This window comes from Dethiosulfatibacter aminovorans DSM 17477 (genome assembly GCF_900142005.1).
GTDB lineage: Bacteria > Bacillota > Clostridia > Tissierellales > Dethiosulfatibacteraceae > Dethiosulfatibacter > Dethiosulfatibacter aminovorans.
Map to the genome: position 1 here is coordinate 33036 of NZ_FQZL01000009.1, position 21707 is coordinate 54742.

Consider the following 21707-nt stretch of genomic DNA (forward strand, 5'->3'; position numbering starts at 1 on the left):
AAATGAAGGTATTAGTAATAGGAAGCGGCGGAAGGGAGCATGCAATCTGCTGGAAGGTAAAGCAAAGCCCTCTAGTGGAAAAGCTCTACTGCATGCCTGGTAACGCAGGCATCAGTGAAATAGCGGAGTGCGTAGATATAAAGGTTGAAGACCTTGATGCCATTGTGGAATTTGCCCTTGAAAACAACATAGACTTGGCGATAATCGGACCTGAGGTTCCACTGGTTATGGGACTTTCAGACAAACTCAGTGAAAACGGAATAAAATCTTTTGGTCCAAATAAAATGGCTGCAGAATTTGAAGGGAGCAAGGCTTTTTCCAAGAGATTCATGGAGAAGTACAATATCCCGACGGCAGCATACGGGGTGTATGACAACCCGCAGGATGCTCTAGACGGGCTTGAGAATTTCAGTGAACCGGTAGTTGTGAAGGCAGACGGGCTTGCGGCAGGAAAGGGTGTACTAATCTGTCAGAAGATGGATGAGGCTGTTGAAGCCATCAAGTCCATCATGGAAAGCAGGCAGTTTGGAGAAGCGGGAGATACTGTTGTTGTCGAGGAATTCCTTACGGGAATCGAAGCGTCTCTTTTGTGCTTTGTAGACGGAGAAAGGATAATCCCTATGGAAAGTGCGAGGGATTACAAGAAAGCCTTTGATAATGACGAAGGACTCAATACAGGTGGAATGGGATGTTTTTCTCCAAACCCGATATATACAGACAAGCTTCAGAAATTCCTTGATGAAAATATACTGAACAATATAATCGATGGATTCAAGAAGGATGGCATAGACTACCATGGAGTTCTTTTCATAGGTCTTATGATAGAAAATGATGAAGCCAAGGTCCTTGAATTCAATGTAAGATTTGGAGATCCTGAAACACAGGTTGTCCTTCCTAGGATGAAATCGGACATTGTTGAAGTGATGCTTAAGACAATAGATGGTAATCTTGGGCAGGAAGACTTGATGTGGAATGAACAGGAAAGTGTAACTGTAGTACTTGCTTCAGGGGGATATCCTGAAGGATATGAAAAGGGAAAGACGATCACCGGTCTTGAAACCGTAGATGAAGATATAATAGTATTCCATGCAGGCACCAAGTTTGACGGTGATGACATTGTGACAAACGGCGGAAGGGTGCTGGCAGTAACCTGTGTTGCCGACAGTATAGAAAAGGCAAGGGAAAGAGTTTATGACAACTTACCTAAGATAGAATTTGAAAAGAAGCAATATAGAACGGACATAGCAAAGCTGTAAAATTATTAAGACTGTCGGCAAATGGTTGAAAATCCCGGTTGCTGACAGTCTTTTGTTTTTCTATCTACTCAAAAGACACGTAAGTCCTGTTTATGAGTATTACAGCCTGTTCTCTTGTAGTGTTTGAAAGAGGATCCAGTATTTTGTAGCTTGTTCCGTGAATGATGTCATTCTGGTAGCAGTATTTGACTTTGTTAATTGCCCAGTCGGCAATCAAATGTGTATCGTTAAAGGGGAAATCCTCGGACATTTCAACGGATGTATCAAAATCTGATGCTTTAAGTGTCCTGTAAATCATTACGCAAATTTCCTGCCTTGTTATGCTTTTTGCGGGAGCAAATTCCGTATCGCTGATACCGTTTACTATGCCAAGATTGTAGGCCTTAAGCACGTATGGGTTGTCTGTGTCTACAAATGGGTCCAAATCGATTTTGGCCTCATTGCGTGTAAACTTTTCATACAGGAGTACTGAAAGAGTGCAGAACTCTTCTCTAGTTATATTTTGGTTGTAATTGGACATTATTTCCTCATAAACCAGATGGTTTGTAAGAGCTTCCTGCAGTTCCGGTTCGGCCCATTCGGATTGGGTGCCGTCAAATGCATAATAGGTCCAGTCTTTTTCCTCATCTCCAAAGGCAGGTATGCATGAAGAAATGATGAGGATGAATGAAAGTAGCAGTATTATTCTTTTTTTCATATTAATCCCTCCGCAATAATTTTATAGTCTAAGAAAGTTGATAATGCGTAATCTCTTAAAGCATTGGTATTACGCGGTTAAGGAAACTTTCTGCGACCTCTTAAAAAATGCTTGCGCATTTTACGCAGCGTAGCTGCTTTCTTGTAGATAAATAATGTATACCCTGAAATATGAAATATAATTCAAAATGGTTCAATAAAAAATACGAAATATACAGATTCATTATTAGAGGAGCGAGTTGTCAATATGCAAAAATTGATTCGTTTAAGGTTGTTGTGTTTTCAAAAATCATATGTTACATTTATATAGCAGATAAAAATAATTATAAAATCGCAGAAAAAAGAGGTAAAAATATGGGAGATTATATTTTAAGCTGCTGTTCGACAGCGGATTTGACAAAGGAACATTTTGAAAAAAGAGAAATCAAATACGTATGCTTTCATTTTGAACTGGATGGAACAGAATATTTTGATGACCTGGGAGAATCGGTGTCTGCAGATGAACTTTATACAGCTATGGCAGGAGGCGCTGAAACGAAAACATCTCAAGTTAGTGTGGGTGAATATATTGAACACTTTTCAAAATACTTGAAGGAAGGCAAGGATATCATTCATGTTACATTATCATCAGGAATATCGGGGACTTACACTTCCGCCTGTATAGCACGTGGTGAACTGAAAGAAAGATTTCCGGGAAGGAAAATATATATAGTAGATTCGCTGGGGGCATCTTCGGGATATGGACTAATAATGGATAAAATTGTGGATCTTAGAGATTCAGGAATGACAATTGATGTTTTATACCAATGGATTGAAGAAAATAAATTGAACATGCACCACTGGTTTTTTTCGACGGACCTGAAGTTCTACATCAAGGGCGGACGAATATCGAAAACAGCCGGATTTGTAGGTACGGCACTCAACATATGTCCCCTTTTGAATATGAATAATTCCGGACACCTCGTATCCAATGAAAAAATAAGAACCAAGAAAAAGGTAATAAAAAGAATAGTCGAGAAGATGGAAGAGCATGCAGAGGAAGGCCTTGCCTATTCCGGGAAATGTTATTTGAGTCAGTCCGCCTGTTATGAGGACGCAAAGGCAGTCGCTGAGCTTGTTGAAAAAAGGTTTCCGAAACTCGATGGCAAGGTTGAGATATTCAATATTGGTGCGACTATTGGAGGGCATACCGGACCAGGAACGATTGCATTGTACTTTTGGGGAGACAAACGAATTAATTAATGGAGGAAACATATGAAAATAATATTAAGTTCTGACAGGATATGTGACCTGCCTAAGGATGTCCTCGGTCATTTTAAAATAGAAACCATACCCTATCATATAAATTTGGAAAATACGGATTATTTGGACAGTGTCAATATATTTCCTCAAGACTTGTATGAGGCTTACAGGGAAAAGAAGATTCTTCCAAAGACATCGGCAGTGAATGTAGGGGAATACTTGAAATATTTTGAGAAATGGACAAGCAGAGGCTATTCAGTGATACATTTTTGTCTGGGAAGCTCACTTACAAGTTCTTACAACAATTGTAAAATTGCAGCCGAGGAACTGGGCGATGTCTATGTTGTTGATTCTGGGAATCTTTCCTCTGCAGTAGGATTGCAATTGATGGACTGCAGAAAAATGATAGATGATGGAATGGATATAAAGGATATTTATGAATATTTTGTTGAAAGCAAGACAAAATACCATGGAGGATTTGTGCTTAACAACCTTGAATTTCTAAAAGCAGGCGGCAGATGTTCATCCTTGGCGGCCTATGGAGCCAGTCTGTTGAACATCAAGGTTGAAATCAATGTGAACAACACATGCGGAAGCATGACTTCGGGAGCAAAATACAGGGGGGCCATGGAAAAGGTACTGCCCAAGTTTGTAAATGACAAGATAAGGAAATATCCAGACCTGAAAAGGGATAAAATCTGCATTACGCATTCAGGTCTGGATGCATCAATTATTGATTCGGTAAAAAATACAATTGAAAAGACCATGGAAGTAGAAAAAATATACGTATGTGAAGCAAGTTGTACAATATCCACTCACTGCGGCCCCGATTGCTTTGGATTGTTTTTTGCCACTGAAGACAAATACTGATATCAGCATGAAGTATTGTTTTAATTTTACTTGATTTTTATGCTGGGATGTAATAAAATTCATAGTGGTTCCGTGTGAATGCATGTGAATCTTAAAAAAAAATATTGTGCTTTGAGAAATCATTGCACCACTCGTATAAATTTGATGATATGGATCAAATGTTTCTACCAAACTACCTTAAAATAGTTACAGGCTACGAGTTCTTTATTCTTAAGGCTTAATCATTAAGCTTATAGTTTTACAGAACTCTGCGGATGCAGGGTTATTTTTTTGCAGCGTAGCTGCTTCTTGATGCTTAAGAAAGTTAATATTTGTATAATACCTTGAAACTCTGGTGTTATACGATTGGGGAAACTTTCTGTGCAGACGATACATTTTTGTTTAGGAGATATCATATGGATTTATTGAAGAAGAGAATACTGGAAGATGGAAAGGCAATAGGGGAGAATATTATCAAGGTTGATGAATTTCTTAATCATCAGGTTGATCCTGTTCTGATGGACGAAATTGGAAAGGAGTTTAAAAGACTTTTCAAAGACAGTAACATTACTAAAATATTGACCATCGAAGCTTCCGGCATTGCAATAGGAGCCTTCGTTGCGCTTCATTTTGGCGTGCCCCTTGTATTTGCGAAAAAAACGAAATCATTGAACATTGATGAGGATGTTTATTCTACAAGTGTATATTCTTTCACAAAAAAGACGGATTATGATGTCAAGGTATCAAGAAAGTATCTGTCCGATGAGGACAACATCCTTATTGTGGATGATTTTCTGGCCAACGGACGGGCTGCCTTGGGTCTTGTCGACATTGTATGTCAGGCGGGGGCAAAGGTTAAGGGTATAGGGATTGTTATTGAAAAAGGATTTCAGGAAGGTGGTCGAATCTTGCGTGAAAAGGGTTATAGAGTTGAGTCCCTTGCTGTTATCGATCACATGGGCAACGGGGAGATAGAATTTAAATCATGAAACTGGACTTAAGGAGGAAGAAGTGAAAAGATTTTTAGCGTTGTTATTGGTAGTAGTAATGGTATTTGCATTGGCAGGATGTTCCGGCGAAAAGCCGGCGGAAGAACCGACAGGTGCTGAATCGGCTGAAGATATGATAGTGGGATTCATCTATGTTGGACCTATAGGTGACGGTGGATGGTCCTATGCTCATGATCAGGGAAGACTTTATCTTGAAGAGCAGTTGGGAGTTAAGACTCTTTATAAGGAATCCGTACCGGAGACTCAGGAAGTGGAAGCAGAAATAAGAAACATGATAGATCAGGGAGCAACAGCAATTTTTGCAACAAGCTTCGGATATATGGATTATGTTGAAAAAATGTCCAAGGAATTCCCTGATGTTGCATTTTTCCATTGTTCAGGATATAAAACTACGGAAAATATGGCGAACTACTTCGGTAGAATGTATGAAGCGAGATACCTTTCCGGGATAGCAGCAGGTCTTAAGACTGAAACAAACAAGATTGGTTATGTAGCGGCTTTTGATATTCCTGAGGTTATCAGAGGAATAAATGCATTCACACTTGGTGCACAGTCGGTAAATCCTGATGTAGAAGTAGAGGTTGTTTGGACATATACATGGTATGACCCGGATACGGAGAAGGCTGCAGCAATTGCTCTTCTTGACGGTGGAGCAGATATAATCACACAGCATCAGGACACTACGGGACCTCAGCAGGCTGCAGAGGAAAGAGGAGTGTATTCAATAGGATACAACACGGATATGTCTGCAATGGCACCGGAGGCGTATATCACAGCTCCTGTATGGAACTGGGGACCTTATTATGTGGAGCAGGTTCAGGCTGTAATGGACGGCAGTTTTGAAAGCCATGCATACTGGGGAGAGATGGCAGATGGCATAGTCGAGCTTGCACCTCTTACAGAAAATGCTGCAGAAGGCACGGCTGAAGCGGTAGAAGCTGCAGCGGCAAAAATTATAGACAAGTCATTAAACGTATTTGCAGGACCTATATACAACCAGGCTGGTGAAGTTGCAGTTGAAGAAGGAAGTGCAGTGGACGATGGAGAGATGCTTAACATGAAGTGGTTCGTTCAAGGCGTTAAAGGAGAAATAAGCGAATAGTATTATGGATAATCAAGTTTTTGTAAAAATGGAAAACATATGCAAAAGCTTTGGTTCAGTAAAGGCAAACAATAATATTAATTTCGAAGTTAATAAGGGCGAAATCCATGCGCTTTTAGGCGAGAATGGCGCAGGGAAGAGTACATTGATGAATATGCTGTCAGGTTTTTACAAGCCTGACAGCGGTTCTATTTATATACATGGAAACAAGGTTTCATCAATGAATCCTAAGGAGTCCATTAACTTGGGAATAGGCATGATCCACCAGCACTACAAGCTGGTGGAAGTTATGACTGCCAGGGATAATGTTATACTGGGACAAGGCGGAAGCATGATAATGAACAACAGGGAGCTGTCGGGCCAGATCAGTGAAATTGCTGATAAATACGGGCTGGCAGTGGATCCGGACAAGAAAGTGTACGAAATGTCAATTGGTGAAAAGCAGGCAGTTGAGATATTGAAGGTGCTCTACCAGGGAGCTGATATCTTGATTATGGATGAACCTACTGCCGTACTGACTCCTCAGGAGACAAAAAAACTGTTTGAAATAATGAGGAACATGGCTAAAAGCGGTTGTTCCATAATTATCATCACCCACAAGCTAAATGAGGTAATGGATGTTTCCGACAGGGTTACAATCCTTAGAAAAGGTCAGACAGTGGAAACTGTTATGACAAAGGAATCTTCGCCAAAGGAGCTTACTGACCTTATGGTTGGCAAGTCCGTAAATCTTTCCATAGAAAGACCTGAAGTCGAGAGAGGGGAAAAGGCTCTGGAAATAAAAAACTTAAGAGCTGAAGATATTGACAATGTCAAGGTTCTAAAGGATGTGACCTTCGACATGTATGAAGGAGAAATCCTCGGAGTGGCAGGTGTTGCAGGAAGCGGTCAAAAGGAGCTTTGTGAATCAATTGCCGGACTCTATCCCGTAGCCGGTGGAGAAATATGCTACAGGGGTGAAAACATAGTAGGGAAAACACCTCAGGAAATAATTTTCAAAGGTATCAGCATGAGTTTCATTCCGGAAGACAGACTTGGAATGGGTCTGGTGGCTTCAATGGACATGGTTGACAATTTCATGCTGAAGGAACAGCATAACCAGAAGAAAATCATGCTGGACAGGAAGTCAATAGCACAGAAATGCAGGGAAATGATAAAGGCCCTTGATATTGTTACGCCTGGAATAGGACATCCCGTCAAGCAACTGTCGGGAGGAAACATCCAGAAGGTTCTCATAGGAAGGGAAATAGAAACAAATCCTCATGTGCTCATAACGGCATATGCCGTAAGGGGATTGGACATAGGTGCTTCGCATACAATATATGACCTTGTCAACGAACAGAAAAAAAGGGAGTGGCTATATTGTTCATAGGTGAAGACCTGGATGTACTTTTGAGACTTTGCGACAGAATAATGGTACTTTGTGATGGAGAAATAACCGGAATAGTAAAGGCTTCAGAAGTTACAAAGGAAGATCTTGGTCTTATGATGGCAGGACAGAAAAGAAGCGGGGAGGTTGTATGATGCGAATGATAAAAAGAGCGGATATAACACCTAGACAGTCCGCATTGATTAAACTATATGCAGTATTGTCAGCCTTGATTGCATCTTCATTCTTTATATTCCTTCTTGGACACAATCCTTTGGATGTTTACGTATCAATGGCAAAGGGAGCCTTTGGATCGGCATACAGGATAAAGGATACAATTACTATAACAATACCTTTGGTAGTTACTTCCGTGGGGATTATGATAGCCTTCAAGATGAAATTCTGGAACATAGGTGCAGAAGGCCAGATTCTGGTAGGCGCACTTTTTGCAAGTTATGTTGCTCTCAATTTTGATGCTCTTCCAAAGCCGTTGCTGCTTTTGGTCATGATGATAGCGGGATTTGCAGGCGGCGGTTTGTGGGCAATGATACCGGCGATGTTGAAGGTAAGGTTTGACACAAATGAAACCATTGTTACCCTTATGATGAACTATATCGCTCTTCAGTGGATAACGTATCTGCAATATGGTCCCTGGAAGGATCCAAACTCAATGGGATTTCCCAAGATTGCCAATTTTGCCGATAATGCTGTGATGCCAAAAATATTTGGTGTACATGTAGGTTGGATTTTTGCCATTTTCCTTGTTGTGCTGATGACATTTGTAATGAGGCGCACAAAGCAGGGCTATCAGATTGCTGTAGTAGGTGAGAGCAAGAATACTGCAAGATATTCAGGAATAAATGTAAGCAAGGTAATAGTGCTTTCAATAATCGTCAGTGGAGGAATCTGTGGAATTGCAGGAATGATGCAGGCTTCTGCCGTAAACCAGACACTAAACACCCAGTTGTCTGCAGGATATGGATATACTGCAATTATTACTGCATGGCTTTCAGGCCTCAGTCCGATTCTTATTGTGCCTGTATCGGTGCTTTTTGCAGCCATGACAAAGGGCGGAAGCTTTATTCAGACTGCTTTTCAGATACCACAGTCGGCAGCTGAGATAATACAGAGCCTTATACTGTTCTTTGTCATAGGGAGTGAATTTTTTGTACAATACAAGTTGGTTTTTAATAAAAAAGGAAAGAAGGAGGATGCTGCATGAGCAATGGATTTTTTACAGCGATGATAATAGCGGGAATTCCCCTTCTCTTTGCAACGCTTGGAGAACTTATAACTGAAAAAGCAGGAAACCTGAATCTTGGAGTCGAAGGAATGATGCTCATAGGTGCAGTTGCTGGATTTGGAATGGGCATGTCTACAGCCAGCCCTCTTATGACAATAATAGGAGCTGGAATGGCAGGGGCCCTTGCTGCGCTGGTATATGCTTTTCTTACAGTAACACTAAGAGCAAACCAGGTGGTATCCGGTCTGTCCCTTACAATATTTGGTACAGGGTTTTCGAGTTTTCTTGGAACAAACTATATAGGACAGAGGATGCCAAGAGAAATAATATCTTTCTTTAAGCCGGTTAGTATACCCATACTGTCAAGGATTCCGATTGTCGGACCGGCGTTGTTTGCACAGGACCCATATGTATACCTGGGACTGGTATGTTCAATTGTTACAGGCTTTTACCTGTACAGAACAAGGCCTGGTCTCTATCTCAGGGCAGTAGGAGAGAATCCGTCAGCAGCCGATGCTGCAGGAATCAATGTAAGTCTATATAAATATATTCACATACTCACAGGTGGTGCCTTGTGTGGATTAGGCGGAGCATATCTTTCTGTTGTCAGTGTTCCTACGTGGCAGGACAATATAACAGCGGGAAGAGGATGGATTGCGGTAGCTCTTGTAATATTTGCAAGATGGAATCCATACAGAGCTATTTTCGGAGCTGTACTTTTTGGAGGTCTAAGCATTTTGGGATTCAGGATACAGCATTTGAATATACCGCAGAGTCTATTGAACATGCTGCCTTATCTTGTTACAATAATAGTGCTTGCATTCAGCTCTGCAAAAAAATCCAAACTAAACTCTCCCCCAAAGGGTTTGAGTATTCCATATTTCAGAGAAGAAAGATAGATAAGAATAATTTAGCCTTTGCATTTTCATGTGAAGGTTTTATTTTGTGTGAATATAAAGTATAATGATTATAAGATTTGAAAGTTAATAGCAGTAATAACAAATATTATAAGGACAGGAGAAGACATGCAAAAACTTAATGATTTAAGACTGGCTGTTTTAATAGATGCGGACAATATACCGTCCAAAAAGATTACGGAAATGATGGAAGAGATTGCAATCTACGGAGTGCCTACCTTCAAGAGGATATATGGAGACTGGACTTCCCCGAATTTATCGGGATGGAAAAAGGTTCTGTTGAAGAATGCCATTACGCCAATTCAGCAATACAGTTATACAACGGGGAAGAATTCAAGCGATTCAGCCCTTATTATAGATGCTATGGACATACTTTATTCGAACAAGGTAGACGGTTTTTGCATAGTGTCAAGTGATAGTGATTTTACAAGACTGGCTACAAGGCTCAGGGAAGCTGGTATGAAGGTGATAGGAATCGGTGAGAAAAAAACGCCGGAACCTTTTATTATTGCCTGCGACAAGTTCATATACATTGAAGTGCTGCAAAAAGAAGCACAGACGGATGAACAAGTGGAAGCACCGGCAGAAACGGATGCAGTAGAAAAACCTGCTGTGAAGTCAAGAAAGAAGACAAGCAGAAACAGAATACCGGACAATATAGTGAAGCTGGTGAAGAATACTACCGATATAGTAGCTGATGATGACGGTTGGGCTTTTTTGGGCGATGTAGGAAATATGCTTCTTAAGAAAAGACCCGACTTCGATCCGAGAAACTACGGTTATCAAAAGCTTTCTCATCTGATAAAAAGTATCAGGTCTGTAGAGGTGGACCAGAGGGAAAGCGGAAACAAGTATGTCAAGCACATATTTATCAGAAATAAGGGATAGGCAGTATTCGCATCATGGAGAATATCTTGAGGAAAAGGATAAAAATATTTTTAAAAATAGCATGTATGATTGCAGTTGTTGTGACAGCATTGATTCTTTTTTCATATTACAGTGTTGAATTAAGAACGAGAAGCAGGGTTTACGACAATATTGATGAGTTGCCGCATAACAAGGTGGGCCTTGTTTTGGGGACAACAAAATATATATACGGCAATACCTTGAACCCATACTATGTAAACAGGATAGATGCAGCAGCACGGCTTTTTTTAAAAGGAAAGGTCGATTATCTTCTTGTCAGCGGAGACAATGGCCAGGTTGAATACAATGAGCCAATAAAGATGAAGCAGGACTTGATTGAAAAAGGAATACCTGAGGACAAGGTGTTTTTGGATTATGCCGGTTTCAGAACATTGGATTCAATAGTGAGAAGCAGAGAAATATTCGGTCAGGAAAAGATTACCGTAATATCGCAGGAATTCCACAATGAAAGGGCTGTTTTCATAGCCTTAAGCAAAGATATTGATGCAGTTGGTTACAACGCCATGGATGTAAATTGCAAAGCAGGATTCAAGACAAATGTTAGAGAAATTTTTGCACGGGTGAAAATGATGTTCGACCTTGCCTTAGGGATACAGCCTAAATTTCTAGGAGAGAGAATAACCATAGAATAAATATTTGAAATGGAGATAAAATGAAAATAGGGATATTTGATTCGGGGGTCGGAGGGCTTACTGTGCTAAATACAGCCATGGAGATGATTCCCCATGCAGAATACATATATTATGCTGATCTTGACAATGTACCTTATGGAACACGGGATAAGGACCAGGTAAGAAAGATGACACATGAAGCAATTACGTTTCTTCATGATATGGGGGTGGATGCAGTTGTTATAGCCTGTAACACGGCTACAAGCACTTCTGTTGAGTTTTTGAGGAAGAGCTTTGATTTGCCTTTAATAGGTATGGAGCCGGCTGTAAAACCTGCAATAGAGAATTCTGACGAGGGAAAAGTAATTGTTATGGCAACTGAATTGACTCTCAAGGAGAAAAAATTCAAGAATCTTGTGAGCCGACTTGAAGGAGACGGCATAGTGGTATCATTACCCATGCCGGAGTTAGTTCATATGGCTGAAGACTTCAACTTCAATCATGAAGATGCAGTAAAACTTTTTAGAAACAAGCTTGAGAAGTACAACCTTGAAGAATTTTCTGCCATTGTTCTTGGATGTACGCATTTTGTGTATTTTAAAAATATTTTGGAGAAGATGGTACCGGAAAATATTTCTGTAATCGACGGCAACCTCGGTACAATAAGTCATTTAATCAAGATTCTTAAAGAAAATGACAAGTATGTTGAATCTGTTGGCAGCGTAGAGTACTATGTTTCAGGAAGAAAGGCGGTTCCTGAACAGTTTGAGAAATATTTGGCTTATCTGAAGGAAAACAATATTTGAGGAGGAGTATATGATGAAGACATTAATACTTATGGGAAGCCCCAGACCTATGGGAAATACGGCAAAAATGGCTGAATGGCTGACGGAGTCGGTTAAAGAAAGAGACATGGAAGCAGAGACTGTCTATTTGAATGCTCTAAGCATCAAACCATGTCAGGCATGTGGAGTATGTCATATGCCTGGAATGGGAGAGTGTATAGTGGATGATGATATGAAGGAAATATACGAGAAAATCAAGGAATCTGACTGTATAATTTTTGCCAGTCCTGTATATTTCTTTAATTTGACAGCACAGATTAAAACTGCAATTGATAGATTCTATGCATTTGGACCGGATTACAAGAAATCTTTCCACGGTAAGAAATTTGGGCTTCTTATGTCATATGGAGATGACAACCTTGAAGTATCGGGAGGAAAGAATGCAGTGGCATCATTTAATGACATGGCTGCTTACCTTGGCGTTGAAAACCTTGGCGTGGTACATTGTCAGGGATACGAACCCGGCGAGCTTGAAAGAAACAAGGATATAAAGGCGAAATGTGAGGCAATGGCAATGAAAATCTAAGAGGCTGGTTACAACATGAGTGGCAAGAAAATAATAGTTAAAAAAAACGGACCTCTCGTTGCAAGAAATATTGATAGTTTAATAGACGGCAATGGCAAAAGTCTTGAGACAAGAGAAACCATGGCCCTTTGTCGATGCGGCAGATCAAAGAGAAAACCTTTCTGCGACGGAAGTCACAGTGAAGGCTTCGTGGATGAAAAGGCTGAAAACAGATGCAGGGACAGGATGGATACATACAAGGGTAAACGAATTACAGTGTATGACAACAGGGGTGTATGCAGTCATCACAGATTTTGTGTTGAAGAGCTGCCTTCTGTATTCAAAAGAGGAGAAAGACTGTGGATTCACCCTGATGAAGCAGAGCCGGAAGAAATAATAAAAATATGTGAAATGTGTCCTTCGGGAGCCCTGAGTTATGGTTTTGAAGATAATGAAAGAATAAACAAGGGAGTTACTGAAGATGCCAAGATTACAATAGCAAATGAAGATGCGCATGGGAAAAACGGCCCATATGAAGTAAATGGCGACATAATACTGGTGACTGATAGTGGTGAAATGCCCGAGTCTGAAAAGCATTATACTCTTTGCAGATGTGGAAAATCCAAGAACAAGCCCTTCTGTGACGGTACTCATTTGAAGCATAAATAAGCTATATGTTGTCCTAATCAAAGGACTATAATATTAAATTTTAAGCAATTAAAAATCCGACTGCATTTTAATGCCAGTCGGATTTTTATTGTCATCATAATTCAAAAATAATTGATGGTTTGTTCCTTTATATCTCCGAAGGAAGAACCTTGTTAAGTACAACTCCAATGAAAGCAGCTATTGCAAGGCCTGAAAGTGAAAGCGTTCCGCCTATGTGGATGTTGTCTATCGCGATTCCAGTTACTAGAATCAGGGATGCTATCATAAGGTTTCTTGAATGAGCAAAATCAAGTTTGGCTTCTACCATTGTCCTTACTCCTACACTGGCTATCATACCAAATAATATTATTGAAACTCCGCCCATGACAGGACCGGGAATTGAGCTTATCAGAGCGCCGAATTTTCCTACAAAGCTGAGCAATACGGCAAATATTGCGGCGGTTCTAAGAATTGAAGGGTCATAGATTTTTGTTACTGCAAGAACACCTGTATTTTCACTATATGTTGTGTTTGCAGGTCCTCCTATAAATCCGGCAATCAGGGTTGCTACACCGTCTCCCAGCATTGTCTTGTGAACACCTGGGTTCTTGAAGAAATCCTTGCCTACTACTGCTCCGTTTGTTGTTATATCTCCAAAGTGCTCAATGAAGATTACGAGGGCTATTGGAGATATTGCTGTTATTCCTGAAAGTGTGAATTCAGGCATTGCAGTTAGATGATCCATTGCCGATGAGGATAATCCAATCCATCCAGCCTGCATTACTGGTGCAAAATCAACAAGGTTCAGGGGAACCGATACCAGGTATCCTACTATTACAGCAATCAATATTGGAACGAGTTTAAAAAATCCCTTTGCGAAGATTGAAACAACTATCATTGTTGCTACAACTACTGCTGCTGCAGTTAACGAAGCAATATCGAATGTTCCTGTCTGTGTTGCAGCATCAAAAGAATATCCAGCCATTCCAAGTGCAACGGGCGCAAGTCTTAGACCGATAACCATTATTACAGGACCGGTTACTATTGGAGGGAAGTATGACTTCACTTTTTCCGCTCCTGCCAGCTTGATTATCAACGACATAAGAATATAGATTATTCCAGCGCCTATAACTCCTGCTTTTACAGCGCCGATTCCATCTGAAGACAATGTCATCGCTATGGCTCCAATAAATGCAAAGCTTGATCCCAGGAATACAGGTACCTTACCGCCTGTTATGAAATGAAACATCAGCGTTCCGAGGCCTGCACTCAATAGTGCCAGTGACGGGTTGAGCCCGGTTAAAATGGGAACCAGAACTGTAGCGCCGAACATGGCTAAAAGATGCTGAAGTCCAAGGATTACTTTTTGTGTGCCTTTAATGCTTAATGATGATTGATCTTGATTGATTCTATTTGCAGACATGCAAACCTCCATAAAATTGTTTTTTTATTACAACTTTCCGTTGCATAGTTGGGAGACAAAAAAACTTCTTGCGCGGCAAGAAGTTTGTATAATTTCATATACTCTGTTTATCTCCTTGCTGGTCTCACGGACCAAGTTAAAGGATTAATTATTTCGTCTATATAATACAGACAACGGAGGGATTTGTCAATTGTTAAATGACAAATCGTAATATTTTTTTATTGAATCGCGTATTTCTTTCCAGTTATAAACTCTTTCAATATTTTCAGGGTTTTCATATCTGTTGAAGCCCGTGTCAATGAGTATGACCTTGATATTGTCTTCTGCTAGTTTCTTTGCAGTTTCAAGATTGTCTTCTATGAAGATGTCGCAATTAAGCTCATTTGCCTTATCGTTTTTTTCAAAGGAGCCAAGATGATATACCTGTGAATAGATTTTATGGTTCTTCAGCCATTGTACAGTGATAGGTTCTATATGACTTTCCCTTGCGGTGACATAATATATATTGCTGAATTCTCTAATGCTGTCGATTGCATCTTTTGCAAAGGGACGTATCGTTGCTGTTTCGTGCATCTGGTCTGAAAATTTGTGATAAAAATCATCAAATTTCTTATAATCGAATTCGTTGTCCTTGAAATAATCTTCTACAGTATCATCGCTGTACACATAGTCCGTGCCAAAATAATCATTGGCATATTGGACCCAGTAATCAGGCATAGTTACTGTACTGTCTATATCAATACATATATTTAATTTTTGCATTATTTTTACCTCGCATTAAACGCAGCGAAGCTGCTTTTTGTTTCTACAATGTTATCATAAAAGTGCAAAAAATAAAACTCTGATATTATTAAAATTTCAGAGTTTATTCTTTGCCCGTCTACAGCATATTGCTGTACATGGCATATCCGCTTTTGCCGCTGGTTTTTACCGAGTACATAGCTTCATCCGCTTTCCTGAAAAGCTCCTGCCTGGAACTTCCATCTTCCGGATAGAGGGATATTCCTATGCTGGCATCAACTTTGCAGACTCCCTGGGATATTATATATTTTCTTGTGATTGAATGATATATTTCCTTTATTATCTCTTCGAGAGCATCCAGATTGCCGTAATCAGGAATTATCATTATGAATTCATCTCCAGACAGCCTCCCGGCAAGGGAACCCTGAGGACCGCTGGTACTGAGTCGTTTTGCAAGGGTTGCAATGACCATGTCCCCGGCATCGTGTCCATAGGTATCGTTGACAGGCTTGAAGTCATCAAGGTCTATCATTACAACTGCGAACTGTTCTTTTGTGAACATTTCCTGCATGTTTTCATAAATTCCGTTTCTGTTGTAGATTTTCGAAAGCTGGTCATGGGTTGCTACATGCTTCAATTCCTTTTCGAATTTCTTTCTTGATGTAATATCCCTTACGAAGGAACAGATATACTGGTGTTCCCTGTTGGATATAAGATTGTTCTGTATTTCTATATATTTTATTGATGAATTCCTTGAACTTTTAATAAAGGATTCAAATGAGAAAATTTTGTTTCGGTTAATGTTTGGAAGAAGTATCTGGTTCCACCATCTGTAGTCAATATTGGTATTGAAATCCATTATTTTTTTGCTGTTGTAGTCATGAATCGATATTCCAAAGCTTTTTCTTGCGGCATCGTTGGCATATATTACATATCCTTCGGTGTCAGTAAAGTAGATTTCTTCAAGAGATTTGTTTACAGCAAAGGATGTTTTGTACAGTTCATCTTCTTTCTGCCAAGAGTCTGTTATGTCGAATATGAGGCAGTTGTCATATCTGTTGTTGTCCTTGCTGTCAATGATGTGGAGCAGTTTTACCTTCTTGTTGTCTGATGAAAGCGTATATATCCTTTCTTTGCTGTCAAGGTCATTGTCATTTGGCTTGAAAAGATGGAGGAAGTTGGTTTCTTCCATTATAAGCATACTGTTTTCCATATTGAGTATCTTTAAGGCTTCAAGGGAGAAGTTTTGATACAGTTTGTTTTGCCTGTCAAATTTCATGCTTCCTATATTAGCATGGTTTTCAAGAAGGTTGTATTTATATTCAGAACTGCTGTGGTCACTTAAGTCGGTCAGGACACCCATTATATGATTCATACCTTCAGTATTGGAATGCTTTGCCTTAAGAGTGTGCCACTTCCATTTGTTTTCCTTTTCTTCAAGTCTGAATTTCAGTGTAAAGCCATAACCTTCATTTAAACGGCAGTATTCCATTTCGTTTTTCAAGAGAACACTATCTTCCGGGTGAATCTTGCTTGAATTAATAAAATCCTTTGGTTTTACAAAAGAAGATGAAGTCAGGTTCTGGAACACCTTGTTGTAGGTGAAATAGTCTGCATTAATATCCCAGTTGAAAAAGCCTATGTCTGTTTCCCTTGATATGAAGGTCAAAAGGTTCTCCTCATCATTTGATATGTTGTTTATGGAAGAGATGAGCTTGCTGTCGTGAACCTTTATCTGAGTAAGCTTCTTTTTGTCAGACATGAAATTGGAGATGGTTACAAGGGCCTCCATATATTCTCCGTCCATAGTTGAAACGTGAGTATATTTTGTTTCTCTTTTGTTTTTTGTATCAAATGAAACAAGGTTTGTAGTTATGAACTCATGTATGTTTTTACCTTTTAATTTATTGAAACTACCGGCTTTCAAAACTTCTACAGCCTTGGAGTTGCAGTTGCATATCATGTTGTTTTTGACAATGATGACTGCATCGTCTGTATTGTCAAAAAAATTCATCAAAATATCATCTTTTTCAAAAGCCATCTTTTTGTATGCTCTGATGCCAATCATGTATATTGCAAGTATTATTAAAATTACTCCACTGAATATAATGCTCTTTCCGGTGGTTTCATTCAATCCCAAAAATTTAATCATAAGGTCTACTGCATTCGTGTACTGGTCGGCCCAGATTATTGATACAAGAAGAGCAAGTGCGCATATAAATAATGTTTTCTCAATTGTCAGGATCTTTCTCATTATATACTCCTTAAAAAAATATAAGTTTATTTTATCAAACTCAACGAATACTTAAAAGCAAAATTACGTATTTCATGAAATTTACTATAATATTCAATATATACACCAGTTTATGTTATAATAGTCATTATTTACTGTGATTTTTAATATTTATATTTGGAGGTATTAATGGAGCTTAATTATCTTGATTTTTCGTCAAAGGCTATAGAACAGTTTTCCAAAGGCGGTGCGTTTCTGACTGTAAAGGGGGAAAAACGTGTCAATACCATGACAATAGGGTGGGGATTCATAGGTAAAATGTGGAACAAACCCATGTTCATAGCTGCAGTAAGATATTCCAGATTCACATACAGGCTTTTAAAGGAAACAGATGAATTTACTGTGAGTTTTCCTCTTCATGGACAGCTAACAAAAGAACTCGCATTCTGTGGGAAAAAATCAGGAAAGAATTACGACAAGTTTGAAGAATGCATGATTGAACTTGAGGAAGGGGATGTGTTGGATACTCCAGTGATAAAGGATTGCAACCTTCACTATGAATGCAGGATAGCATACAGACAGACACTGGAGCCAGAACTCATCAAGGAAGATTTTATACTGGAAAAATATGAAGACAATGATTATCACGTTATGATATACGGTGAAATCGTATCGTGTCACAGTTAAGGGTGAAAAATGGCTAAAAAAAAGACTAAATTCATATGCCAGGAATGCGGTTATGAATCCGCAAAATGGATGGGTAAATGCCCGGCATGTGAAACATGGAATACATTTGTGGAAGAAACAATAACAAAATCCAGGAACGACAAGACTGTAGGCATATCCGGCGGAAAGCCTGTAGCTCTTAAGGAAATTGAAATAACCGGAGAGAACAGATATGATTCGGGAATAGAGGAATTCAATCGCGTACTGGGTGGTGGAGTAGTAAGGGGTTCTCTGGTACTTGTGGGAGGAGATCCCGGAATAGGAAAGTCTACTCTTTTAATGCAGACTGCAGGAGTTGTATCTTCAAGCGGAAGAAAGGTGCTTTATGTATCGGGGGAGGAATCTCCAAGCCAGCTTAAGCTTAGGGCTGAAAGGCTTGAAATCTTAAATTCGGATTTCAATATTCTTGCCGAAACCGATATGGCTGTAATCAAGGAATGGGTGGAAAAATTGTCCCCTGACGTTCTCATACTGGATTCCATACAGACGGTCTACAATCCTGAGATAACATCTGCTCCCGGCAGCGTGAGCCAGGTGAAGGATGCAACCACGGCTCTAATGAACATAACAAAGACTTCGAAGCTTGCCACCTTTATAGTTGGACATGTCACCAAACAGGGGTCAATTGCTGGTCCAAGGGTTTTGGAACATATGGTTGACACTGTACTGTATTTTGAAGGTGATAAGATGGGGACCTATCGTATTCTCAGGGCTGTCAAGAACAGATTCGGTTCGACAAACGAAATAGGTGTTTTCGAAATGAGGGACAAGGGTCTTGTGGAAATACTGAATCCTTCCGAAATATTTGTTCAAAAAAGCGACAAGGAGAATTCGGGAACTGTCATAACCTCCTCCATAGAAGGCACAAGACCCATTCTGGTTGAAATCCAGGCTTTGGTGAGCCTTTCATCCCTTGGAATGCCAAGAAGGGTGACTACCGGAGTGGATCACAACAGAACTTCCATGCTCATGGCTGTTATGGAAAAGAAAATGGGTATGCAGCTTCAGAATTGTGATGCATATGTAAATGTAATTGGCGGACTCCAGCTAAGGGAAACATCAGTAGATTTGGCAATACTATGTGCAATAACTTCCAGTTTTAGAGACCGGGCCTGTGATCCTTACACAATAATAATAGGGGAAGTCGGGTTGACGGGAGAAATCAGAGGTGTCAGCCAGATAGAAAAAAGGATAAATGAAGCAAAAAAGCTAGGCTTTAAAAAGGTGCTGATTCCAAAGACAAATCTGGAGAGCATAAAAAGCGCCGGAGGCATCGAAATTATTGGGGTAGGAAGCGTTGATGAGGCTGTAGAATGTTTATTTTAGCTTTTTAAACTTTCTTAAGCTATAAAAATGCCAAAAGTTCAAAAATTTTGTTGACAAACGGTTTCCCTGGTGATAAAATACTCGTTTGACAAAAATGCTGTTGGGTGGTATAATAGTCTTTGGAGGTAATTGAATGTATAATTTAGGAGATAAGATTGTGTACCCTATGCATGGAGCAGGCGTCATAGAATCGATAGAAGAGAAAGAAATACTTGGTGAAATCAAAAAATATTATGTGATAGCCATGCCTTTAGGTGATATGAAATTAATGGTACCTATTGATAACGCAGACGACATAGGGGTTAGAAATGTAATTGATTATACTGATGTCAACAAGGTTTTTACGGTTTTGAAGCAGGATACTGAAATTACGGAATTGAACTGGAACAAGAGATACAGAAAAAACATGGACAAAATGAAGAGTGGCGATATATTTGAAGTTGCTAGAATTGTTAGAAATCTTGCTTTTAGAGACAAGGAAAAGGGCCTGTCTGCCGGTGAAAAGAAAATGTTGAACAACGCCAAGCAGATACTGATAAGCGAATTGATCCTGGCTGAAGGAAGCAGTTCGGATTTCATGAACAGCAAAATTGAAGATATTATTGAAAAGAATTAGGATAACCTCCTAATTCTTACTTTTATATCGATAATTTTTGTATTTTATCCGCTTCAATTCAAAAGAGTTATATGCTTTGAATGGGGTGAGTCAGTAAAGTTTATTATTTTTGTTTTCTTAAGGTAGAGTAAAGAAAAGAGAAATAAAATGATTTTGTAAAAATAAAAACCAATTTTTTATAGTTTTTATTTTAATATTGTGTTAAAGTAATTGTATATTTAAAGAGGGGAGGTGGAAATATGATTAACAAAATTGTTAGAATAGTTTTGACAATTGTTGGAATTTTCTTTGGTGTCAGTATAGCAGCAGTATTGGAAAATCTTGGTCTTTTCAAGAGCCTTGACTTGAATATTATTGTTATTTATGCTTTTTTTGGAATTATATTTGGTTTTATTTTATTTTTAATAGCGCCAAAAATGAAAATTCTGGGAGAAAGAATAGGCAATGTATTCGAAAGTGAATTATTGAAGTTCCAGACTAATGACATACTGATAGGTTCCATAGGATTGATAATTGGATTGATTATAGCATTTTTGATAAGTCAGCCATTGTACAATCTAAACATACCGTTTTTAGGAACTGCACTGTCGGCAATCCTTTATCTGTTTTTTGGTTATCTTGGTGTAACCATTGCAACGAGGAAGGGTGACGAATTGGCATCTACACTCATAGGCAATAGGATAAATACTAATCAAAAGGCAGCAAAACAGGAAAAGACAAGCGATGTATCGCTGCCTAAGATTCTTGATACAAGTGTGATAATTGATGGAAGAATAGCAGATATCTGTAAGACTGGATTTGTTGAAGGTACTTTGATAATTCCTGAATTTGTTCTGCTGGAGCTTCAGCACATAGCCGATTCATCTGACGGACTTAAAAGAAACAGGGGAAGAAGAGGCCTTGATATATTGAACAAACTCCAAAATGAGCATATCATCGATGTTAAAATTGAAAGCAAGGACTTCCCAAATATTTCAGAAGTTGATACCAAGTTGTTAAAGCTTGCCGAGCATATGAATGGAGTTGTACTTACAAACGACTATAATCTGAATAAGGTTGCCGAGTTCCATGGCGTTCAGGTACTGAATATCAATGAGCTGGCAAATGCTGTCAAGCCGGTGGTCCTTCCTGGAGAGGAAATGACAATACAGGTTGTGCGAGACGGAAAGGAATCAGGCCAGGGTCTTGCATATCTGGATGATGGTACAATGATAGTTGTAGATGGGGGCAAGAAGCACATTGGTGAAACTCTTAATGTAGTAGTAACAAGCGTACTGCAAACTGCTGCAGGGAGAATGATATTTGCAAAACTGAACAAGTAGTGATAAACAGAGATGGATTTTGGGAAACCAAAATCCATATTTTTTCAACTGGCTGATAATATGAAGGCCGTGATGTTCTGAGAACTTTAGTTGATTTGGA

Annotated in this window: 20 protein-coding genes, 1 pseudogene and 1 riboswitch; of the genes and pseudogenes, 17 read left to right on the plus strand and 4 right to left on the minus strand. The window is 39.3% G+C overall.

Features of this window, described 5'->3' with window-relative positions:
• Positions 1 to 2 precede the first annotated feature (2 nt).
• Positions 3 to 1256 (plus strand): phosphoribosylamine--glycine ligase, encoded by a 1254-nt coding sequence (gene purD, locus BUB05_RS07360; protein ID WP_073048955.1) that lies wholly within the window; start codon positions 3 to 5, stop codon positions 1254 to 1256.
• Positions 1257 to 1320: 64 nt separating this feature from the next.
• Here purD and BUB05_RS07365 read toward each other — a convergent pair whose 3' ends face one another.
• Complete coding sequence (locus BUB05_RS07365; RefSeq protein ID WP_073048956.1) at positions 1321 to 1953, minus strand: S-layer homology domain-containing protein; 633 nt, start codon at positions 1951 to 1953, stop codon at positions 1321 to 1323.
• A 353-nt stretch (positions 1954 to 2306) separates the two neighbouring features.
• Between BUB05_RS07365 and BUB05_RS07370 the strand changes: the two genes are divergently transcribed.
• The 12 genes and pseudogenes from BUB05_RS07370 to BUB05_RS07425 all read left to right on the plus strand — a co-directional run bounded on the left by BUB05_RS07370 (position 2307) and on the right by BUB05_RS07425 (position 13241).
• On the plus strand, positions 2307 to 3194 hold the full coding sequence (locus BUB05_RS07370; protein WP_073048957.1) for a DegV family protein: 888 nt from the start codon (positions 2307 to 2309) through the stop codon (positions 3192 to 3194).
• Between the two features lie 12 nt (positions 3195 to 3206).
• Entirely contained in the window at positions 3207 to 4064 is an 858-nt protein-coding gene (locus BUB05_RS07375; RefSeq protein WP_073048958.1) for a DegV family protein, read from the plus strand.
• Between the two features lie 111 nt (positions 4065 to 4175).
• Positions 4176 to 4280, plus strand: a riboswitch (purine riboswitch).
• A gap of 179 nt (positions 4281 to 4459) precedes the next feature.
• Positions 4460 to 5032: a xanthine phosphoribosyltransferase gene (locus BUB05_RS07380; RefSeq protein WP_073048959.1), complete on the plus strand. Its 573-nt coding sequence runs from the start codon at positions 4460 to 4462 to the stop codon at positions 5030 to 5032.
• A gap of 22 nt (positions 5033 to 5054) precedes the next feature.
• Complete coding sequence (locus BUB05_RS07385) at positions 5055 to 6155, plus strand: BMP family ABC transporter substrate-binding protein (RefSeq protein ID WP_245819790.1); 1101 nt, start codon at positions 5055 to 5057, stop codon at positions 6153 to 6155.
• A gap of 4 nt (positions 6156 to 6159) precedes the next feature.
• Positions 6160 to 7679: pseudogene (locus BUB05_RS07390) on the plus strand (ABC transporter ATP-binding protein).
• Complete coding sequence (locus BUB05_RS07395) at positions 7676 to 8746, plus strand: ABC transporter permease (RefSeq protein ID WP_073048960.1); 1071 nt, start codon at positions 7676 to 7678, stop codon at positions 8744 to 8746. The pseudogene BUB05_RS07390 and the gene BUB05_RS07395 overlap by 4 nt, the downstream one beginning before the upstream one ends.
• Positions 8743 to 9666 (plus strand): ABC transporter permease, encoded by a 924-nt coding sequence (locus BUB05_RS07400; RefSeq protein ID WP_073048961.1) that lies wholly within the window; start codon positions 8743 to 8745, stop codon positions 9664 to 9666. The genes BUB05_RS07395 and BUB05_RS07400 overlap by 4 nt, the downstream gene beginning before the upstream one ends.
• A 126-nt stretch (positions 9667 to 9792) precedes the next feature.
• Positions 9793 to 10572, plus strand: a complete 780-nt coding sequence (locus BUB05_RS07405; protein ID WP_073048962.1) for an NYN domain-containing protein — start codon at positions 9793 to 9795, stop codon at positions 10570 to 10572.
• Positions 10573 to 10598: 26 nt separating this feature from the next.
• Positions 10599 to 11243, plus strand: a complete 645-nt coding sequence (locus tag BUB05_RS07410; RefSeq protein WP_245819792.1) for a SanA/YdcF family protein — start codon at positions 10599 to 10601, stop codon at positions 11241 to 11243.
• A 20-nt stretch (positions 11244 to 11263) separates the two neighbouring features.
• On the plus strand, positions 11264 to 12028 hold the full coding sequence (murI, locus tag BUB05_RS07415; RefSeq protein WP_073048964.1) for a glutamate racemase: 765 nt from the start codon (positions 11264 to 11266) through the stop codon (positions 12026 to 12028).
• 10 nt (positions 12029 to 12038) lie between these two features.
• Positions 12039 to 12593: a flavodoxin family protein gene (locus tag BUB05_RS07420; protein WP_073048965.1), complete on the plus strand. Its 555-nt coding sequence runs from the start codon at positions 12039 to 12041 to the stop codon at positions 12591 to 12593.
• 15 nt (positions 12594 to 12608) lie between these two features.
• Positions 12609 to 13241 carry a CDGSH iron-sulfur domain-containing protein gene (locus BUB05_RS07425; RefSeq protein ID WP_073048966.1) on the plus strand — a complete coding sequence of 211 codons (633 nt, stop codon included), beginning with the start codon at positions 12609 to 12611 and terminating at the stop codon, positions 13239 to 13241.
• A 127-nt stretch (positions 13242 to 13368) separates the two neighbouring features.
• Here BUB05_RS07425 and BUB05_RS07430 read toward each other — a convergent pair whose 3' ends face one another.
• From BUB05_RS07430 to BUB05_RS07440, 3 genes are all read right to left on the minus strand, one after another.
• The gene (locus BUB05_RS07430) at positions 13369 to 14643 is read right to left on the minus strand and encodes a uracil-xanthine permease family protein (protein WP_073048967.1); all 1275 of its coding nucleotides are present in this window, start codon (positions 14641 to 14643) and stop codon (positions 13369 to 13371) included.
• Positions 14644 to 14829: 186 nt separating this feature from the next.
• Complete coding sequence (locus BUB05_RS07435; protein WP_073048968.1) at positions 14830 to 15405, minus strand: hypothetical protein; 576 nt, start codon at positions 15403 to 15405, stop codon at positions 14830 to 14832.
• Between the two features lie 118 nt (positions 15406 to 15523).
• A complete protein-coding gene (locus BUB05_RS07440; protein WP_073048969.1) occupies positions 15524 to 17638 on the minus strand; it encodes a sensor domain-containing diguanylate cyclase in 2115 nt (704 codons plus the stop codon).
• Positions 17639 to 17806: 168 nt separating this feature from the next.
• On the opposite strand from BUB05_RS07440, the gene BUB05_RS07445 reads away from it, so the two are divergent.
• From BUB05_RS07445 to BUB05_RS07460, 4 genes are all read left to right on the plus strand, one after another.
• The gene (locus BUB05_RS07445; RefSeq protein WP_073048970.1) at positions 17807 to 18304 is read left to right on the plus strand and encodes a flavin reductase family protein; all 498 of its coding nucleotides are present in this window, start codon (positions 17807 to 17809) and stop codon (positions 18302 to 18304) included.
• A gap of 9 nt (positions 18305 to 18313) precedes the next feature.
• Entirely contained in the window at positions 18314 to 19669 is a 1356-nt protein-coding gene (gene radA, locus BUB05_RS07450) for a DNA repair protein RadA (protein ID WP_073048971.1), read from the plus strand.
• Between the two features lie 133 nt (positions 19670 to 19802).
• A complete protein-coding gene (locus BUB05_RS07455) occupies positions 19803 to 20285 on the plus strand; it encodes a CarD family transcriptional regulator (RefSeq protein WP_073048972.1) in 483 nt (160 codons plus the stop codon).
• 239 nt (positions 20286 to 20524) lie between these two features.
• Positions 20525 to 21607 carry a PIN/TRAM domain-containing protein gene (locus tag BUB05_RS07460; protein ID WP_073048973.1) on the plus strand — a complete coding sequence of 361 codons (1083 nt, stop codon included), beginning with the start codon at positions 20525 to 20527 and terminating at the stop codon, positions 21605 to 21607.
• The last annotated feature ends 100 nt before the right edge of the window (positions 21608 to 21707 follow it).